Source organism: Actinopolyspora lacussalsi subsp. righensis, from assembly GCF_900116555.1.
Lineage (GTDB): Bacteria > Actinomycetota > Actinomycetes > Mycobacteriales > Pseudonocardiaceae > Actinopolyspora > Actinopolyspora lacussalsi.
On sequence record NZ_FPAT01000001.1, the window covers coordinates 762099 to 780665 of the forward strand.

15 protein-coding genes are annotated in these 18567 nt (G+C 68.4%); 9 read left to right on the forward strand and 6 right to left on the reverse strand.

Features of this window, described 5'->3' with window-relative positions:
• Positions 1-80: 80 nt before the first annotated feature.
• A complete protein-coding gene (locus tag BM394_RS03250; RefSeq protein ID WP_092973486.1) occupies positions 81-461 on the reverse strand; it encodes a group I truncated hemoglobin in 381 nt (126 codons plus the stop codon).
• A 288-nt stretch (positions 462-749) separates the two neighbouring features.
• Between BM394_RS03250 and BM394_RS03255 the strand changes: the two genes are divergently transcribed.
• The 8 genes from BM394_RS03255 to pgl all read left to right on the forward strand — a co-directional run bounded on the left by BM394_RS03255 (position 750) and on the right by pgl (position 11943).
• The gene (locus BM394_RS03255) at positions 750-2450 is read left to right on the forward strand and encodes a purine-cytosine permease family protein (RefSeq protein ID WP_217643315.1); all 1701 of its coding nucleotides are present in this window, start codon (positions 750-752) and stop codon (positions 2448-2450) included.
• Positions 2451-2522: 72 nt separating this feature from the next.
• On the forward strand, positions 2523-3194 hold the full coding sequence (locus tag BM394_RS03260; protein WP_092973489.1) for a DedA family protein: 672 nt from the start codon (positions 2523-2525) through the stop codon (positions 3192-3194).
• Positions 3195-3545: 351 nt separating this feature from the next.
• Positions 3546-5615: a transketolase gene (gene tkt / locus BM394_RS03265; protein WP_092973491.1), complete on the forward strand. Its 2070-nt coding sequence runs from the start codon at positions 3546-3548 to the stop codon at positions 5613-5615.
• Positions 5616-5667: 52 nt separating this feature from the next.
• Positions 5668-6774 carry a transaldolase gene (gene tal, locus BM394_RS03270; RefSeq protein WP_092973493.1) on the forward strand — a complete coding sequence of 369 codons (1107 nt, stop codon included), beginning with the start codon at positions 5668-5670 and terminating at the stop codon, positions 6772-6774.
• 257 nt (positions 6775-7031) lie between these two features.
• Positions 7032-8657, forward strand: coding sequence for a glucose-6-phosphate isomerase (locus BM394_RS03275; protein WP_092973495.1), 1626 nt, complete (start codon positions 7032-7034; stop codon positions 8655-8657).
• Between the two features lie 27 nt (positions 8658-8684).
• On the forward strand, positions 8685-10214 hold the full coding sequence (gene zwf / locus BM394_RS03280) for a glucose-6-phosphate dehydrogenase (protein ID WP_092973497.1): 1530 nt from the start codon (positions 8685-8687) through the stop codon (positions 10212-10214).
• On the forward strand, positions 10211-11179 hold the full coding sequence (gene opcA / locus BM394_RS03285; RefSeq protein WP_092973499.1) for a glucose-6-phosphate dehydrogenase assembly protein OpcA: 969 nt from the start codon (positions 10211-10213) through the stop codon (positions 11177-11179). Before zwf ends, opcA begins: the two co-directional genes overlap by 4 nt.
• Positions 11179-11943: a 6-phosphogluconolactonase gene (gene pgl, locus BM394_RS03290; protein ID WP_092973501.1), complete on the forward strand. Its 765-nt coding sequence runs from the start codon at positions 11179-11181 to the stop codon at positions 11941-11943. The genes opcA and pgl overlap by 1 nt, the downstream gene beginning before the upstream one ends.
• Before the next feature lie 120 nt (positions 11944-12063).
• Here pgl and BM394_RS03295 read toward each other — a convergent pair whose 3' ends face one another.
• From BM394_RS03295 to BM394_RS03310, 4 genes are all read right to left on the reverse strand, one after another.
• Positions 12064-12465 carry a VOC family protein gene (locus BM394_RS03295; protein WP_092973502.1) on the reverse strand — a complete coding sequence of 134 codons (402 nt, stop codon included), beginning with the start codon at positions 12463-12465 and terminating at the stop codon, positions 12064-12066.
• Positions 12466-12709: 244 nt separating this feature from the next.
• Positions 12710-13186 carry a ribonuclease E activity regulator RraA gene (gene rraA, locus BM394_RS03300; protein ID WP_092973504.1) on the reverse strand — a complete coding sequence of 159 codons (477 nt, stop codon included), beginning with the start codon at positions 13184-13186 and terminating at the stop codon, positions 12710-12712.
• A gap of 236 nt (positions 13187-13422) precedes the next feature.
• Positions 13423-14070 (reverse strand): 4'-phosphopantetheinyl transferase family protein, encoded by a 648-nt coding sequence (locus BM394_RS03305; RefSeq protein ID WP_092973506.1) that lies wholly within the window; start codon positions 14068-14070, stop codon positions 13423-13425.
• On the reverse strand, positions 14067-14936 hold the full coding sequence (locus BM394_RS03310; RefSeq protein ID WP_175529932.1) for a metallophosphoesterase family protein: 870 nt from the start codon (positions 14934-14936) through the stop codon (positions 14067-14069). Before BM394_RS03310 ends, BM394_RS03305 begins: the two co-directional genes overlap by 4 nt.
• Positions 14937-15171: 235 nt before the next feature.
• Between BM394_RS03310 and hypF the strand changes: the two genes are divergently transcribed.
• Entirely contained in the window at positions 15172-17502 is a 2331-nt protein-coding gene (gene hypF, locus BM394_RS03315) for a carbamoyltransferase HypF (protein WP_217643316.1), read from the forward strand.
• A gap of 94 nt (positions 17503-17596) precedes the next feature.
• On the opposite strand, the gene BM394_RS22655 is transcribed toward hypF, so the two are convergent.
• Positions 17597-18490 (reverse strand): hypothetical protein, encoded by an 894-nt coding sequence (locus BM394_RS22655; RefSeq protein WP_175529933.1) that lies wholly within the window; start codon positions 18488-18490, stop codon positions 17597-17599.
• Positions 18491-18567: the final 77 nt, after the last annotated feature.

Below are 18567 nucleotides of genomic sequence, written 5' to 3' on the forward strand. Positions count from 1 at the left end.
CCGGGACAGTGCGAACCCGTCCCGGCGGACTCCGCTTCAGCCGTGGGCGACGGTGTGCCCGGCGGAACCGAACGGCGGTGTCACGTGGTCACCACGGGGACGGTGATCACGTCCCTGGCCAGGGGGGCGATGGCGAACAGGGTTCCGGTGAGCAGCGGCTCCGGTACGGAGCTCTCACGCAGCGAGTCCGCGAGATGCCCGATCACCAGGTCGTACTCGTCGTGGTGGATTCCCTCCGCAGAGGCGGTGTCCGGCTCGGCGCCCGCGCCGGAACCATCGACCGCCCCGGCACCACCGAGCGCGGCGGTGAACAACCGGACCTGGTGTTCCCGCAGCAGGCTCAGATCCACCCGGTGGAAGTACCCGGCCAGCCGGGAATCGGCCAGTGCCTTTTCGTAGAACCGGAAGACGACTTCGCGTACTGCGGGCTCGCCACCGAGCTGCTCGTGAATAGTGGTCATCACTGCCTCCGGAACTGGGAAATCGACGTCACCCCGAGTGAATCCTGCTCGCTTTTCCGGGACGTAATTGCCGCGTAAACACCGGAAGTAACTTCACGGCCCTGCCGACGAACACCGCCCGAGCGTCCCGGAGCTCCCGAACAAGCACGCCGTGTGTTCGAGCGGAGAACGCTACGGGAAAACACTCCGGAAACACGTTCGGAGTCACCGCGCAACAGAACCGCACCAGAATCCCCGCCGCACCCGGCTCAGCCCGCCGGGAGAGCGAAACGGTGAGAGGAGTGCGTATTGCCGCGGCAGACCAGCGACGCGAGCACGACCACCCGAGCGGCCGACGAGACGCTCGAGGACTACACCCTGCGGTTCGCCCCGCGCGGTTATCGGCGATGGAGTCCTCCCGTGGTCGCGACCACGGCACTCGGCGGCATCGCCTACCTCGCCGACTTCTCCATCGGAGCCGGCATCGGGCTCACGCACGGCACCAGCAACGCGCTGCTGGGCATAGCGGTGGCCGCACTGATCATATTCACCACCGGGCTGCCCATCGCGTACTACTGCGCGCGCTACAACATCGACCTCGACCTGGTCACTCGCGGATCCGGGTTCGGCTACTACGGCTCGGTGCTGACCAGCGTCATCTTCGGCAGCTTCACCTTCATCTTCTTCGCCACCGAGGGGGCGATCATGGCGCAGGGGCTGCGGGTGGGACTCGGGATCCCGCTGTGGCTCGGATACCTGATCACCACGCTGATCGTGATCCCACTGGTGGTTTACGGCATGTCGGCCCTGAGTAAACTGCAGGTCTGGACGACGCCGGTGTGGTTGCTGCTGATGGTCGCCCCGATGGCCTACCTGGTGCTCAGTGATCCCGGTTCCCTGGGGGAATGGCTGGCCTTCGCGGGACGGGACGGCTCGGGCGGCGTGAGCGTCGCCGCGGTGCTGCTCGGTGCCGGGGTGGCGCTGTCGCTGATGGCCCAGATCGGCGAGCAGGTGGACTACCTGCGCTTCATGCCACCCAAGACCCGGGAGAACTCGCGGCGTTGGTGGATCTCGGTGGTCGCGGCCGGACCGGGCTGGGTGGTGTTCGGCGCGCTCAAACAGGCGACCGGGGCTTTTCTGGCGTTCTTCGTGCTGGGGTTGGCCGGTTCCGCCGCGACCGAACCCGTGGAGCAGTTCCTCGGCGTCTACGGGCTGTTCCTGCCCGGATGGCTGGCGGTGGCCCTGGCCGTGGTGCTGGTCGTGGTCAGCCAGATCAAGATCAACGTCACCAACGCCTACTCCGGCTCGCTGACCTGGACGAACTCGGCGACCAGGCTCACGCGTCGCTACCCGGGACGCAACGTGTTCGTGTTCGGCAACCTCGCCGTGGCACTGGTGCTGATGGAGGCGAACATGTTCGCGTTCCTGAACTCGGTGCTGAGCTTCTACGCCAACACCGCGATCGCGTGGGTGGTCACGGTCGCCTCGGACATCGTGCTGAACAAGTACCTGCTGCGTCTCTCGCCGCGGGTGCCGGAGTACCGCAGGGGGATGCTGCACCCGATCAACCCGGTCGGAGTGATCTCGTTCTCGGCAGCGAGCGTGATCTCGATCGCGATGTACTTCGGGGCGTTGGGTTCCGCCTTGCAGCCCTACTCGCCGATCGCGGCGGTGCTGCTCGCGCTGGTGCTGCCCCCGATGGTCGCCATCGCCACCAGAGGGAGGTTCTACCTGCGGCGCACCGACGACGGGATCCCCGAACCCAGGTTCGACAGCACGGGCACTCCCGTGGCGACCGCGTACCGCTGCCACGTGTGCGGGCAGGACTTCGAACGGCCCGACGTGCTGGCCTGTCCGACACACGAGGACGTCGTCTGCTCGTTGTGCGTCACCACGGACCGGTCGGGGACGCATCTGCTGCCGGCGCAGTCGACCCCGCTGCCCCGTGCGGGATTCCGTCACGGAAACGGCCACGACGACCGGGACGGCGAACCACTACTGAAAAACTGAATCGAAAGAGTGACTGTGTAGGATCGTGCGGGAAACTCCCGCGCGATCACTACGTAGTTCTGGAGCACACGTATGCCGCTGGTCTCCGACGTGTTGGACACGCTTTCGTCACTTCCCGACGAGCTGCTCCTCACCGTCGCGGGGGCCATGGCGTTCGTGGAGTCCGGCCTGGGGATGGGGATGTTCATCCCCGGCGAGACCGGCGTGCTGATCGCCGGTGCCTCCGTGGACAACCCGGCACTGCTCGGTGTGATGCTGCTGGTGGTCACCGTGTGCGGCTCCGGGGGTGACCACGTGGGTTACCTGTTGGGCAGACGCTACGGCCCGGCGATGCGCTCCACCTCGATCGTGCGACGCATGGGGGTGCGACGCTGGGACCAGGCCACCGCCACACTGGATCGACACGGGGGTCTGGCGATCTTTCTGACCAGGTTGGTGCCGATAGTCAGGACCTTCACACCCGCGGCGGCGGGGGTCTCGCAACTGCGCTACAACCGCTTTCTGCCTGCCTCGTTGTCCGCGGCGGCGCTGTGGTCGCTGGTCTACGTGTGCACTGGTGCGCTGGCCAGAGCCTCGCTGGAACGCGTGGGGGCGATACTCGGCAACGCCAGCTGGGTGGTGTTCGGCGTGCTGGCCGTCGGAATCGCGGGGCTCGTGCTCGTTCGACGAGCTCGCGCGCGCAGGCAGCGACGGGAAGAGCCGGAGCACTGCCCCGAGGTGGAATGCCACGCCGAGGCGGAGTGAGTTCGTCCGAACCGCGGCACCGGCATCCTGTTCACGGGAAACGGATCCGTGCTTTTCCACTTCCTCCGTCGAAGGCGGCTTCCCGCGTCGAGGCGGCGAGGAAGCCTCGATTCGATGACTCCGAGTGATGATCCGAACACGGATAGCACGTTTCGCGCGTTCACACGAACGGGGGTGAGGCATCGAACGCATCCACGAGGCGGACGGGTCGCGACACCGAGCACACAACAGGATTACGCTGCACGTTGGACGAGGGATAACAGCGGAACGAATCGGTCAAGTTCGACCGGATTCACCGCGCGAGGGAAACTGGAGCCGCGAGGAGTGTCCGTCACAGACGACCTTGCCCGTTTGACCACCAAACGAGTTCCCGAGGACTGGACCGAGCTGGACCAACGCGCCGTGGACACGATCCGCGTACTGGCCGCCGACGCGGTCGAGAAGTGCGGCAACGGCCACCCCGGTACCGCGATGAGCCTGGCCCCGGCCGTGTACGCGCTGTTCCAGCGGGTACTGCGCCACGATCCCAACGATGCGAGCTGGATCGGCCGGGACCGCTTCGTGCTCTCCGCCGGGCACTCGAGCCTGACGCTGTACCTGCAGCTCTACCTGTGCGGATACGGGATGGAGCTGGAAGACATCAAGGCGCTGCGCACCTGGGACTCGGCCACGCCCGGACACCCGGAGTACGGCCACACCACGGGTGTGGAGACCACCACCGGCCCGCTGGGCCAGGGACTGGCCAACGCGGTCGGCATGGCGATGGCCGCCAGGCGCGAGCGCGGCCTGTTCGACCCGGACGCCGAGCCGGGCGAGAGCGTTTTCGACCATCAGATCTACGCGCTGGCCTCCGACGGTGACATCGAGGAAGGTGTCACTTCCGAGGCGTCCTCCCTGGCCGGGACCCAGCGGCTGGGCAACCTCACGGTGATCTACGACTCCAACGAGATCTCCATCGAGGACGACACGCACATCGCCCTGTCGGAGGACACGGCCAAACGTTACGAGGCCTACGGCTGGCACGTGGTCACCGTCGACGGCGGCGAGGACGTGCGGGGCTTCCTAGACGCGGTGGAAGCCGCGCGCGCCGAGACCGAGCGTCCGAGCCTGATCGTGCTGCGCACGGTGATCGGCTACCCGGCCCCGAACAAGATGAACAGCGGCAAGTCCCACGGCGCCGCGCTGGGCGGCGAGGAGGTCGCCGAGGTCAAGAAGGCGCTGGGCTTCGACCCGGAGAAGTCCTTCGAGGTGGCCGACGAGGTGATCGCCCACACCCGCACGGTCGCCGAGCAGGGCAGGGCCGCGCACCAGAAGTGGCAGATCGCCTTCGACTCGTGGGCGGCGGAGAACCCGCAGCGCAAGGCACTGCTCGACCGGCTGAGCGCCCGTGAGCTGCCCGCCGACTGGGCGAACGCGCTGCCCAGCTGGGAACCGGACGCCAAGGGCGTCGCCACCCGCAAGGCGTCCGCCGAGGTGCTGGCCTCGCTCAAGGATGTGCTTCCCGAGCTGTGGGGCGGTTCGGCCGATCTGGCCGAGAGCAACAACACCACGATGAAGGGCGCCGACTCGTTCGGCCCCGAGAGCATCTCCACGGAGATGTTCCAGGCGCAGCCCCACGGCCGCACGCTGCACTTCGGCGTCCGGGAACACGCCATGGGCTCGCTGCTCAACGGGATCGCGCTGCACGGCGGCACCCGGCCGTACGGCGGCACCTTCCTGATCTTCTCCGACTACATGCGGCCCGCGGTGCGGCTCGCGGCGCTGATGCGGGTTCCCACCATCTACGTCTGGACCCACGACTCGATCGGGCTGGGCGAGGACGGGCCGACCCACCAGCCGGTGGAACAGCTGGCGAGCCTGCGCGGTATCCCCGGCCTGTCGATGGTGCGTCCGGCCGACGCCAACGAGACCGCCGCCGCGTGGAAGAGCGTGCTGGAACGGTCCGAGGGGCCGGCCGGGCTGGCGCTGACCCGCCAGGGCGTGCCGACGCTGGAGGGCACCGACAGCGAGGGTGTCGCGCGGGGTGGCTACGTGTTGGCCGATGCCTCCTCGGGTACACCGGAGCTGGTGCTCATCGCCACCGGCTCCGAGGTGCAGCTGGCTGTGGAGGCCCGCGGGATCCTGGAGAACGAGGGCGTCCCCACTCGCGTGGTCTCGATGCCGTGCGTCGAGTGGTTCGACGCGCAGGACGAGAGCTACCGGGAGCGGGTGCTGCCGGCCGCGGTGCGTGCGCGGGTCGCCGTCGAGGCGGGTATCGCGCAACCCTGGTACCGCTTCACGGGTGACAGCGGCGAGATCGTCTCGCTGGAGCACTTCGGTGCTTCGGCCGACTACAAGACGTTGTTCGAGAAGTTCGGTATCACCACCGAAGCCGTGGTCGCCGCGGCCCGGCGGAGCCTGAGCAGCGCGCGGTCGAACTGAGACCGGTCGCACCCGGCCGAACCGCAACCGCTGCGAACGACGGAGGTAACTAGTGAGCGGCAACAGCAATCTGCAGGCACTCAGCGACGCCGGCGTGGCCATCTGGCTGGACGACCTGTCCAGGCAGCGAATCAACTCGGGCAATCTGGCCGAGCTGATCGAGAACAAGAACCTGGTGGGGGTCACCAGCAACCCCACGATCTTCGCGAGCGCGCTGTCCAACGCGGCGGACTACAACGACCAGGTACGTGAACTCGCCGGTCGGGGTGCCGGGGTGGAAGAGGCCGTCCGCGAGTTGATGACCAAGGACATCCGCGACGCGGCGGACGTCTTCCGCGAGGTGCACACCGCCACCGGTGGTGAGGACGGCCGCATCTCGCTGGAGGTCGACCCGAGGCTGGCCCACGACACCGAGAGCACGGTCAAGGAGGCCCTGGAACTGGCCAAGGCGGTGGACCGCCCCAACCTGTTCGTCAAGATCCCGGCCACAGTGGAGGGACTGCCCGCGATCACGCGCACGCTGGCGGAGGGCATCAGCGTCAACGTCACGCTGATCTTCTCGGTGCAGCGCTACCGCGAGGTCATGGACGCCTTCATCACCGGCCTGGAGCGGGCCAGGGAGAACGGGCACGACATCAGCCGGATCTTCTCGGTCGCCTCGTTCTTCGTCTCCCGTGTGGACTCGGAGATCGACAAGCGGCTGAAGCAGCTGGACGGACCGGAGCACCTGTACGGCAAGGCGGCCATCGCCAACGCCCGGCTGGCCTACGCGGCCTACGAGGAGGTCTTCACCGGCCAGCGCTGGCAGGCCCTCGAACAGGTCGGAGCACACCGGCAGCGGCCGCTGTGGGCCTCGACCGGTGTCAAGGAGCCCGCCTACTCCGACACCCGCTACGTCGACGAACTGGTGGCGCCGAACACGGTCAACACCATGCCCGAGTCCACCCTGGAAGCGGTCGCCGACCACGGCAACGTCCTGGGCGACACGGTCAGCGGCACCGCCGGGGCCTCGCAGCAGGTGTTCGACTCGCTGTCCGAGATCGGCATCGACCTCGACGACGTCTACACCGTGCTGGAGCGGGAAGGCGTGGAGAAGTTCGAGAAGTCCTGGGACGAGTTGCTGCGGACGGTGTCGCAGCAGCTCGAGCAGGCTCGGTAACGGTGCCTCACCCGTGTGGGGAGCACTCCCCGCACGGGTGAAAACCACGCGAACGCAGGCGGCCGCCCGGTCGGATCGAGGAATCCTGACGAGTGGGTGTTCGGCACGGACGACCGGCCGGAACACGGCGGTGGTGCCGGGAAGTCCTCCCGGACCACGCCCTCGCTCGTGAAAGGACCTCACGAACCGGCGGCCGCCTGTAAACGTGTGCACCATCCGTCTCGTCGTGTGTTGACGATCGAACGCGAAGGAACCATATGACGACTGAAACCTCAGCCGAGATCGCCGATCCTTCGCTGGCACGGGAGGCCGAGCCCCTGGTCCAGCGGCTGGTCAACGACCGTGCCGCGAGCGAACTCGCCGCGCAGGATCCGACGCTGTGGGGTCCGGAGGCCGAGTCGGAGGCATCGATCCGGCTGTCGTGGACCACCCTGCACGAAACCTCGCGCGGCCTGGTCGCCGAGATCGACGCACTGCGCGCCGAGCTCTACGAGGAAGGGCTGACCCGGGTCGTGCTGGCGGGCATGGGCGGCTCATCGCTGGCTCCGGAGGTGATCACGGCCACGGCAGGCACCGCGCTGGTCGTGCTGGACACCACCGATCCGGCCCAGGTGCGTGACGCCCTGGAGGGCGAGCTGGAGCGCACCGTGGTGGTGGTCTCCTCCAAGTCCGGCACCACGGTGGAGACCGACAGCCACCGGCGCATCTTCGAGCGGGCGTTCTCCGAGGAGGGCATCGACCCCGCACGGCGCATGATCGTGGTCACCGACCCGGACTCCCCGCTGCAGACCACCGGGGAGGAGTCCGGCTACCGCAAGGTGTTCACCGCGGACCCGAACGTGGGCGGACGCTACTCGGCGCTGAGCGCCTTCGGCCTGGTGCCCGCCGGGCTGGCGGGTGCCGACGTCGCCGGGCTGCTGGACGACGCCGAATCGGTCTTCCCCTCGGTGAGTGCCGACGACGAGTCGAACCCCGCGATCCGGCTGGCCGCCGCGCTGTCGGCAGCCCACCGGTCGGGAGCGGAGAAGGTGGTACTCGCCGACAGCGGCTCCGGGATAGTGGGCTTCGCCGACTGGGTCGAACAGCTGATCGCCGAGTCCACCGGCAAGTCCGGCATCGGGCTGCTTCCCGTGCCGGTGGAGAACGTGGAAGCGCCCGGTTTCGCCACGGCGGGCGGCGACGCCACACCGGTGGCCATCGGCCCCGCGGCCGGTGCCGCGGCGGTGGGCACGCACGGCTCGCTGGGTGGCCTGATGCTGCTGTGGGAGTTCGCCACGGCACTGGCGGGCAGGCTGCTCGGTATCAACCCGTTCGACCAGCCCGACGTAGAGGCCGCCAAGCAGGCGGCACGCGGCCTGCTGGACGGTCCGGCGGGCGGCCCGGTGGCGACGCCGACCGCCGTGGACGGGGACATCGAGATCCACGCGGCGGGTGAGTGGCTCTCCCCCGGTGTCGGCACCGTGGCCGAGGCGCTGCGGGCGCTGATCAACGCGGCTCCCGCGAACGGCTACCTCGCGGTACAGGCCTACCTCGATCGGCTCGACGACGCATCGATCAGCGTGCTGCGTCCCGAACTGGCTCGCCGCAGCGGGCTGCAGACGACTTTCGGTTGGGGCCCCCGCTTCCTGCACTCCACCGGCCAGTACCACAAGGGCGGTCACCAGAACGGGGTGTTTTTGCAGGTGACCGGCGCGGTCGATGAGGACATGGAGGTTCCGGGACGCCCGTACACCCTCTCGGGGCTGCAACGTGCCCAGGCCCTCGGGGACGGCCAGGTTCTCGCGCAGCGGAACCGGCCGGTGCTCCGGCTGCACCTCACGGACCGGACCACCGGACTGGTGGAGCTGGTCAAAGCGGTGCAGGATCTGCGTACGGCGAGCTGAGGCGCGAGCGGCAGGAAAGGAAAACACGTGAGCTCCCCCGAGCACAATCCACTGCGCGATCCGCGTGACAAGCGGTTGCCGCGCATCGCGGGCCCGGCTGGCCTGACGATCTTCGGCGTCACCGGGGATCTGTCCCGCAAGAAGCTGATGCCCGCCATCTACGACCTGGCCAACCGGGGACTGTTGCCGCCGGGATTCGCCCTGACGGGAGTGGCCAGGCGCGACTGGGAGAACCAGGACTTCGGCGAGGTGGTCTACGAGGCGGTCAAGGAGAACGCGCGCACGCCGTTCCACCAGGCCGTCTGGGACCGACTGGCCGAGGGGATCCGGTTCGTCTCCGGTAGTTTCGACGATCCGAACACCTTCGAACGGCTGACCAGTACGGTCAAGCAGCTCGACGCGGAGCGCGGCACCGGTGGCAACCACGCGTTCTACCTCTCGGTGCCGCCCTCGATGTTCCCGACCGTGCTGACCCACCTGTCCAACTCGGGACTCGCCGAGCAGACCGAGGACCAGTGGCGGCGGGTGGTCATCGAGAAGCCCTTCGGGCACGACCTGGAGAGCGCCCAGGAACTCAACCGGATCGTCAACGAGGTCTTCCCCGAGGACTCGGTGTTCCGCATCGACCACTACCTCGGCAAGGAGACGGTGCAGAACATCCTGGCGCTGCGGTTCGCCAACCAGCTGTTCGAGCCGTTGTGGAACGCCCACTACGTCGACCACGTGCAGATCACCATGTCCGAGGACATCGGGCTCGGCGGTCGGGCCGGCTACTACGACGGCATCGGCGCGGCCCGGGACGTGATCCAGAACCACCTGCTGCAGCTGCTGGCGCTGACGGCGATGGAGGAACCACTGTCCTTCGCGCCGAGCGACCTGCGTGCCGAGAAGAGCAAGGTGCTCTCGGCTACCAAACCGGTCGGCCCCTTCGCCGACACCACCGCCCGGGGCCAGTACACCGGCGGTTGGCAGGGTGGCCAGCAGGTTCCCGGGTTGCACGAGGAGGGCGGTTTCGCCGCGGACTCCAAGACGGAGACCTTCGCGGCGATCACGCTGGAGATCGAGAACCGCCGCTGGGCCGGTGTGCCGTTCTACCTGCGCACGGGCAAACGCCTCGGCAGGCGGGTCACCGAGATCGCCGTGGTGTTCAAGCGGGCGCCGCACCAGCCCTTCGACGACACCATGACCGAGGAGCTCGGCCAGAACGCCCTGGTGATCCGGGTGCAGCCGGACGAGGGCATCACGATGCGGTTCGGCGCGAAGGTTCCCGGCACCTCGATGGAGGTGCGGGACGTGACGATGGACTTCGGCTACGGCCACGCCTTCACCGAGTCCTCCCCGGAGGCCTACGAACGGCTGTTGCTGGACGTGCTGCTCGGTGAGCCGTCGTTGTTCCCGGTCAACGAGGAAGTGGAGAAGTCCTGGCAGATCCTGGATCCGATCCTGGACTACTGGGCCGAACACGGATATCCGGAGAAGTACAAGGCAGGAAGCTGGGGGCCACCGTCGGCGGAGTCGATGCTGGCCCGCACTGGACGCGTCTGGAGGCGGCCGTGATCGTCGATCTGCCCTCCACCACCACTTCGCAGGTCAACAAGAAAATGGTCGAGCTGCGCGAGTCCGGTGGTGCCGTCGCACTCGGCAGGGTGCTGACGCTGGTAATCGTCACCGGGGACGGGACCGAGACCGAAGAGGCGATCCAGGCGGCCAACGAGGCCAGTCGGGAGCACCCGGCGCGGGTGATCGTGGTCGCCAAGGGTGCCAGGCAGGCCGCGGCCCGGCTGGACGCCCAGATCCGCATCGGCGGCGACGCCGGGGCCTCGGAAGTGGTGGTGCTGCGGCTGTACGGCCCGCTGGCCGAGGAGGGCGCGGGCTCCGTCGTGCCGCTGCTGCTGCCGGACGCCCCGGTAGTGGTGTGGTGGCCCAACGACGCCCCCGAGTTCCCGGCCAAGGACCCGATCGGGGAGTTGGCGCATCGGCGGATCACCGACGCCGCCGCCGAGCCGGACCCGATCGAGGCGCTGCGCACCAGGGTGCGCTCCTACGTGGACGGCGACACCGATCTGGCTTGGACCCGGCTCACCTCGTGGCGTGCCCTGCTGGCTGCCTCGCTGGACCTGCCGCCGTTCGAACCGATCGAGGGAGCGGTCGTAAGCGGCGAGTCCGACTCGCCCTCGACGGATCTGCTGGCGGGCTGGCTGGCGGCCAGCCTCGGTATCCCGGTGCGCAGGGAGGTCCACCGGGGGCCGGGCATCGTCTCCGCGGTGCTGGAACGCCCGAGTGGGAACGTGGAGGTGGTTCGACCCGACGGCAAGGTCGGCTACCTCACCCAACCGGGCCAGCAGGATCGCAGGGTGACGCTGCACCGCAGGGCGGTACGCGACTGCCTGGCCGAGGAGCTGCGCAGACTCGGCCCGGACGAGATCTACGAGAGCACGTTACGGGGCCTCTCGAACGTGGTGCGGGGCGAGGGCTACGAGAACGAGGAACAGGCGGAACCGGTCTCGGCGGGACAGCAGTGATGAGCGACAACGAGGTGATCGTGCACCCGGACGCGGAGGTGCTCGCGGAGGCGACGGCCGCCAGGCTGCTCACCAGCATCGTGGACGCCCAGGCGGCCCGCGGTGTCGCCTCGGTGGTGCTGACCGGCGGGCGCACCGGAATCGGCGTGCTGGAACGGGTGCGGGACTCGATCGCCCGCTCGGCCGTGGACTGGTCCGCGGTGAACCTGTTCTGGGGTGACGAGCGGTTCCTGACCGACGGCGACGGCGAGCGCAACGAGACCCAGGCGCGTGCGGCACTGCTGGATCACGTGCCGCTCGACCCGCGGCGGGTACACCCGATGGCCCCGTCCGACGGCCGGTTCGGCGCTGATGCCGAGTCGGCGGCGGACCACTACGCCGAGGTGCTGCGCACCCTGGCGGGCACGGATTCGGACACTGGGGTCCCCCGGTTCGACGTGCTGCTGTTGGGTGTCGGCGAGGAGGGGCACACCGCCTCGCTGTTCCCCGACACGCCCTACGTGCGCGAACGCGAGCGCACCGCGGTGGCTGTTCGGGACTGCCCGAAGCCACCGCCGACGCGGATCTCACTGACCCTGCCCGCGATCGCGTCCGCCTCCGAGGTGTGGCTGATGACCACGGGAGCGGGCAAGGCCGAGGCGGTGTCACGGGCACTGACCGGGGCTGATCCGGTCGACATCCCGGCGGCGGGTGCCCGGGGACGGGACCGGACGCTGTGGTTGTTGGACCGCGAAGCGGCCAAGGACTCCACTCTCGGCGGCTGAGAGCGCGTGACGAGAGCTCGCCCCGCGGGCTCCGTCGTGGCTTTCGAGCACGCGTCGCCGCCCCGGTACCGCCGGGGCGGCGCCCGCCGGGGACAGCGGCCGAGCACTGTCGTCGTCGAATCACGCCCCGCGTTCGGTGAGCCCGTAGAGCGTTCCCTCCGGATCGGCGAACTGCGCCCAGCGGGTTCTGCCTTCGGGATCCCACGGCGCCGTGCGCGGTTCGATCGGGAACCGCACTCCCCTGGCCCGCAACTCGTCGAAGGTGGCGTCGAGGTCGTCGCAGTCGAACCAGACGTGGCTGAGCTCGCCCAACCGCTGCAACACGAGATCACGCACCCGCGGATCCCCCTCGGCGAGCACCAGGTAGGTCTCGGCACCCGGCACGCTCACCTCTATCCAACGGTGACCGTCCCCGTAGGGCACATCGGTCCTGACCTCGAACCCCAGCTTATGGGTGCAGAAATCGAGCACGGTCTGCTGGTCGGTCACGTAGAGCACCACGAACTTGGGATTCGTGATCATCGGGCACCTCGCGTCCCACCGGCGATGTCGAGGGCCCCGGACTCACGGAACCGGTTTCGGTCGAGCCTCGGCTCCCGAACGGCCTTGATACGGCCCCCTCGAATCACGGTACGAGTTTTCCCCGAGATCACCAGTCGGTGCGGGCAGCCGGAGCGACCGCTCCGATGTCGGGGCTCCCGGAACGAGAGCCCCGCGAGGGGTCCGCCGACCGGGCAACGTCGAGGACCGAACCGCGCGAACCCGGTCAATCCAGCGGGGTCCGGCTGACCACCACCCCGTCGTGGTCACTGAGCAGGTACTCGCCGGGGACGAAGTCGATCCCGCCGAACTCGACGACGACGTCGGACTCACCGGTGCCGGACTTGGAGCTCTTGCGCGGGTTGGTCCCCAGCGCCTTGACCCCGAACTCCATCCCGTCGATCACGGCGGAATCCCGGATCGCGCCGTTGACGACGAGCCCGTTCCAGCCGTTGGAACGCCCCAGTTCGGCGATCAGGTCACCGACCAGCGCGGTGTGCACCGAACCCGCTCCGTCGATCACCAGCACCCCGCCCTCACCGGGCTCCGAGAGAATCCTCTTGAGCAGCGCGTTGTCCTGGAAGCACCGCACCGTGCGAATCGGCCCGGAGAACACCTCGCGGTTGCCGAACCCACGTAGCTGCAGGTCGCAGCTGCGCACCTCGTCGCCGTCGCGGTCGGCCAGATCAGCGGTAGTAATCATTTCCACTCCTTTCGTTGAAAAATTTGCAGGGGACTCGCCCGGATGGTCACCTGGCGGAACCTCTCGCACGGCTCTCGCCCCGGGAGGCCCGACATCGAGTAGCCCCACTTACGCCACGTCGGGCCTTCCTCGCGAGAGCCGCACGGGAGAACCCGCGGCGGTGCCGATTCCGAGGTGGTGGGTGTTCGACCCACGTCGATGGCGCGGCGATTTCGCGAGAAATTGACGCCGGCGGGTCAGCCGGGGAAGACGATCACGGCGGTGATCACCAGACCCGATTCGAAGCGGAACCGGCCGGAGAACCCGGTGAGCTCGCCCGCCGAGCTCGGCGCGGGTGCTTCGATCAGCTCGGCGCGGAACTCCCCCGAGGGATCGATCCGCACGAAGGCGTCCTCGAAGCCCAGCCAGCGGCCGGTCAACGGGAACCACGCCTTGTAGACGCTCTCCTTCGCGCTGAACAGCAACCGGTCCCAGTTGGTCCCGGCAGGCAACCCGGCCAGCAGCTCGCGTTCCCGCTCCACGGTGACCTGCCCGAGCACGCCATCGGGCAGCACCTCGTCGGTCTCCGCGTCGATGCCCAACGAGCACACCTCGGTGGCCGGTGCCACCGCGGCGGCACAGTAGTCCTTGCAGTGCGTGATGCTGCCGACCACGCCCCGCGGCCACAGCGGTTCGCGCCGCTCACCACTGTGCACCGCGAAGTCGGGATGCCCGAGATCGCCGAGCGCACGCCGAGCGCAACTGCGGGCGAGGGTGAACTCGCGCCTGCGCTTCTCCACCGCCCTGGCGACGTACTGCTCCTCCCCCGGCAACAGTCGCGCGTGGGGGTCGTCGCCGAAGACCTCGGAGGAAGCGGCCGCTTCCGGCAGGATTCGTTCGATCACCGGTGGGCCCTCACCAGTTCCTCGAAGGTCCGCTCGGGCGCGGCGGGCAGGATGCTGTGCAACGGTTCGCCCGGGCCGCCGCGCCTGCGCCACTCCCGGGGGTAACCGAGTGAGACCTCCTCGAAGGGAACACCGTCGATGCGGTCGGTCACCGGGATGTGCAGGTGGCCGTGCACCTCAGCCACGGCCCGGAACCGCAGGTGCCAGTCGGCGGTGAGCTCGGTGCCGCACCAGATGCCGAACTGGGGGTAGTACAACCGCCTGGTGGGATCGCGATGCAGCGGCCAGTGGGAGATCAACACCGTGGGCAGGTGCTCCGGGATGGCCTCCAGCCTCGGCAGGGTCTGCCTCACCCGCTCGTGGCACCACTCGGTGCGCGACTCGTACGGATCGGGATGCAGCATCACCTCGTCGGTGCAGACCACGTGAGTGTCGTAGGCGTGTGCCAGGGCCTGCTCGGCGTCGAACTCGGGCGCCCGGAAGCTGTAGTCGTAGAGCACGAACAACGGCGCGACCACCACCGAGCGCTGCTCGTCGCGCCACACCGGGTAGGGATCCTCCGGCGTGGTGACGTCGAGCTCCCGGCACATCCGCACCAGGTGGTCGTAGCGCTCCACTCCCCTGGCACGCACATCGTCACCGGGCGGAGTCCACAGCTCGTGGTTGCCCGGCACCCAGATCACGCGGGAGAACCGTTCCCGCAGCTTGCCCAGCGCCCAGCCGATCGTTTCGGTCGTCTCGGCGACATCGCCCGCCACGATCAGCCAGTCCTCGTCGGTGTGAGGCCGAATCTCGTCCAGTACCGGGCGATTGTCGCGGTGCGATACGTGCAGATCGCTGGTCGCGAGTAACGACGGCGCCACCATGCGCCAGACCCTACCGGCCGGTCACCCCACTGGGGAGGAGATGTGTCACACATCCGACGAGGGCGGGACGCCGCGGACCCGGTTTCCACCGTTGGTTCCGCACCGGCCCGTCCGGTTCGGCACCGGCCCCGACCCGCCGCACGGCACGGAGGCGGCGGAACCGGCGCCCGAACGGGTGCGGACACGCGGGGCGGTTCGAGTAGCCGCGCACCCGCCGGACACGCAGACTGAACGAGTGGACGATCGAGTTCGCGAGCACATCCGGGTAGCGGGTGTGGTACAGGGTGTCGGATTTCGTCCCTTCGTGTACACATTGGCGTGCGAGCTGGGACTGACCGGGTTCGTGGGAAACGACGTGCACGGGGTGTTCGTGTTCGCCGAGGGCCCGCCTTCGCTGCTGTCGCGATTCCGCACGGCACTGTCGGAGCAGGCACCGCCGTTGGCTGTGGTCGACGAGGTCACCGCCACCGCGATCGAGCCCCGTGGCGACGAGACGTTCGAGATCGCGATCAGCGAGCCCTCGGGGCAGCGGGCCACCCTGATCTCCGCCGACAGCACGACCTGTGTGGACTGTCTGGCCGAGCTGGGAGACCCGGGCGACCGCCGCTACCGCTACCCGTTCCTGAACTGCACGAACTGTGGCCCCAGGTTCACCATCGTGACCGACGTGCCCTACGACAGGCCGCTGACCACGATGGCTCCGTTCGAGATGTGCGCCGAGTGCGCGGCCGAGTACCACGACCCGACCAACCGGCGGTTCCACGCGCAGCCGGTGTGCTGTCCGGCCTGCGGCCCCGAACTCCGGTTGACCGACTCGACCGGAACCGTGCTGCCCGGGGATCCGCTGGACCGAACCGTCGCCGCGCTGCGCGACGGCGAGATCGTGGCGCTCAAGGGGCTGGGGGGATACCACCTCGCGGTGGACGCGGCGAACCCCGACGCGGCCGCGACGCTGCGCAAGCGCAAGCACCGCGAGGAGAAGCCCTTCGCACTCATGGCCCCGGACGTGGCGTGGGCACGCGCACTGTGCGAGATCGACGAGCACGAGCGGGAGCTGCTGGAATCGCGGCGCCGACCGATCGTGCTGCTCGACAGGCGTCCGGACGCCGCCGTGGCCGAGGCGGTGGCTCCCGGCAATCGGCAGCTGGGGGTCATGCTGCCCTACACCCCACTGCATCACCTGCTGCTGGCGGGCACGGGGCCGATCGTGCTGACCAGCGCGAACCTTTCCGACGAACCGATCGCCTACCGCGACACCGAGGCCCGGGAACGGCTGGCCGAGATCGCGGACGTGTTCCTCGGTCACGACCGAGGGATCCACATGAGAACCGACGACTCGGTGGTGCGCTCCTTCGAGGGGCGGGAGCTGCCGGTGCGGCGTTCCCGTGGTCTGGTCCCGGAGCCGGTGCGGCTGCGGCGGGAACTCCCGCGGCCGGTGCTGGCCTGCGGTGCCGAACTGAAGAACACGTTCTGCGTGGCCAAGGGTTCGAACGCCTTCGTCTCGCACCACATCGGTGACCTGGAGAACTACGAGACACTGCGCTCGTTCACCGAGGGGATCGAGCACTTCGAGCGGCTGTTCGACATCACCCCGGAAGTGGTGGCCCACGACCTGCACCCGGAGTACCTGTCCACAAAGTACGCCGTGGAGCGGGCGGACGTGGAGCTGGTGGGTGTGCAGCACCACCACGCGCACATCGCTTCCTGCCTGGCCGACAACGGCGAGAGCGGTCCGGTGCTGGGGGTGGCCTTCGACGGGCTCGGGTTCGGCACCGACGGGACGATCTGGGGCGGGGAGTTCCTGCTCGCCGATCTGGCGGACTTCCGGCGACTGGCACACCTGGAGCGGATACCGATGCCGGGTGGGGACCGAGCCGTGAAACAACCGTGGCGGATGGCGGTGTCGCAGCTGCTGTCGTGCTACGGAACCGAACCGCCGGGCGGGCTGGGGGTGCTGCGACGCAACGAACCACAGCTCTCGGCCATCACCCGAATGTGCGAGGGCGGGGTGAACGCACCGCCGACCTCCAGTGCCGGTCGGCTGTTCGACGCGGTCGCCGCGATCCTGGGCGTCCGGGACGCGGTCAGCTACGAGGGGCAGGCGGCCATCGAACTGGAACAGCTCGCGGACCGGGAGGAGCGCAACCACTACTCCGTGGCGCTGCCGGATTCGGGGGCGCTGCCGGATTCGGTGTCTATCGACGCCGGGAGTCCGCCGCTTTCGGTGCCCGCGGGGCAACTGGTCCGTGCTGTGGTCGACGAGCTGCTCGCCGGGCAGCGTGGCGAGCTGATCGCCGCCAGGTTCCACAACGGAGTCGCCGAGCTGATCGCGCGGCTGTGCGAGCGCCTGCGGGACGCGACCGGCGTCGGTGAGGTGGCGCTGTCGGGTGGGGTGTTCCAGAACACGCTGCTACTGCGGCGGACCGTGGACGCGCTGCGGCGACGCGGTTTCCGGGTGCTGCTGCACTCCAGCGTCCCCCCGAACGACGGAGGCATCAGTCTGGGGCAGGTGGCGATCGCGGGGGAACGCGACCGCAGAGGTGAATGCTCCCCGGAACGGGGGTAGCGACTCGCCGGTAAGGACCTCGCGGACTCCCGCGCCGGGAGCCCGCGAGTGGGGTCGTGCCGCCACCACGAACGTGGCCGGGGTTCCGATCACGTCACTCCGGCAGTGGGCAGCCGGCCCGCTCGGCGGCGGCACGGGCGAAGTGATCCAGGAACCGGTTACCGGAAGTCTGCTCGGCGGGATCCTTCTCCCAGTGACTCGGATCGTCCTCACTGGGGCCGTAGTAACGGAACGACACCGGCTCGCCGTGGCACATCACGTCGTACTCCGGCAACGAGTACTTCTCCGACTCGTGCCGCGCCTTCGCGAGCGGACCCTCGTACATCACGAAAGCCGACCTCGGCCTGCCGGGCACATCGCCATCCGTGGAATCAAGGTTCCCGGTCCGGATGTCACAGGTACTGATCAACCCACTGGGCTGCGGCGTCCCCATCGCCCATTCCTCGCCCCGGTCCCACTCGTAATCGGGCAACAACGACCGTTTCACGAACGAACACGCCGTCCCCCGGAACGGAGCATCGACCTCACTCGCCGCCAGCCGTCCCACCTCCGGGATCTCCGGCAGCTCACTCGGCAACGACAACGCGTTCGCCGACTCCGCACACCCGAACCGCGCACGCGCCTTGTTGGTCATATCCACCAACAACCGCGCCATCGCCAACCGCGCATCGGGATTGTCCAGCTCGGACGAATCGATACTGATTGAGCTTTTTTGGATGAGCGTTTTCGAGTCTCTGGAACAAGAAACATACAATCGCCCATAACCGTGAGTCACGAAACCCGGCAAATCACCGATCGGAATCAATAATGGATCCGGCGGCCTGTATCCACCCGCAAGGTAAAGTTTCTCTTCGGGATACATGCTGAGATCCAGAGTGTTCAGTGCAACCGCGTGACAGCTCAGGGACGGGTCATCGACATCCACCTCGACATCGGAATCCTCGGGATTGGGAACACCCAGATCCGCTTCTTGGATCAAATCCACCATCAACCGTGGATCGGTCGTGCCATCGCATGACAAGTGCTCTGGCGGTGACCGCACCCACGTTGGAACCTCCGAATCGT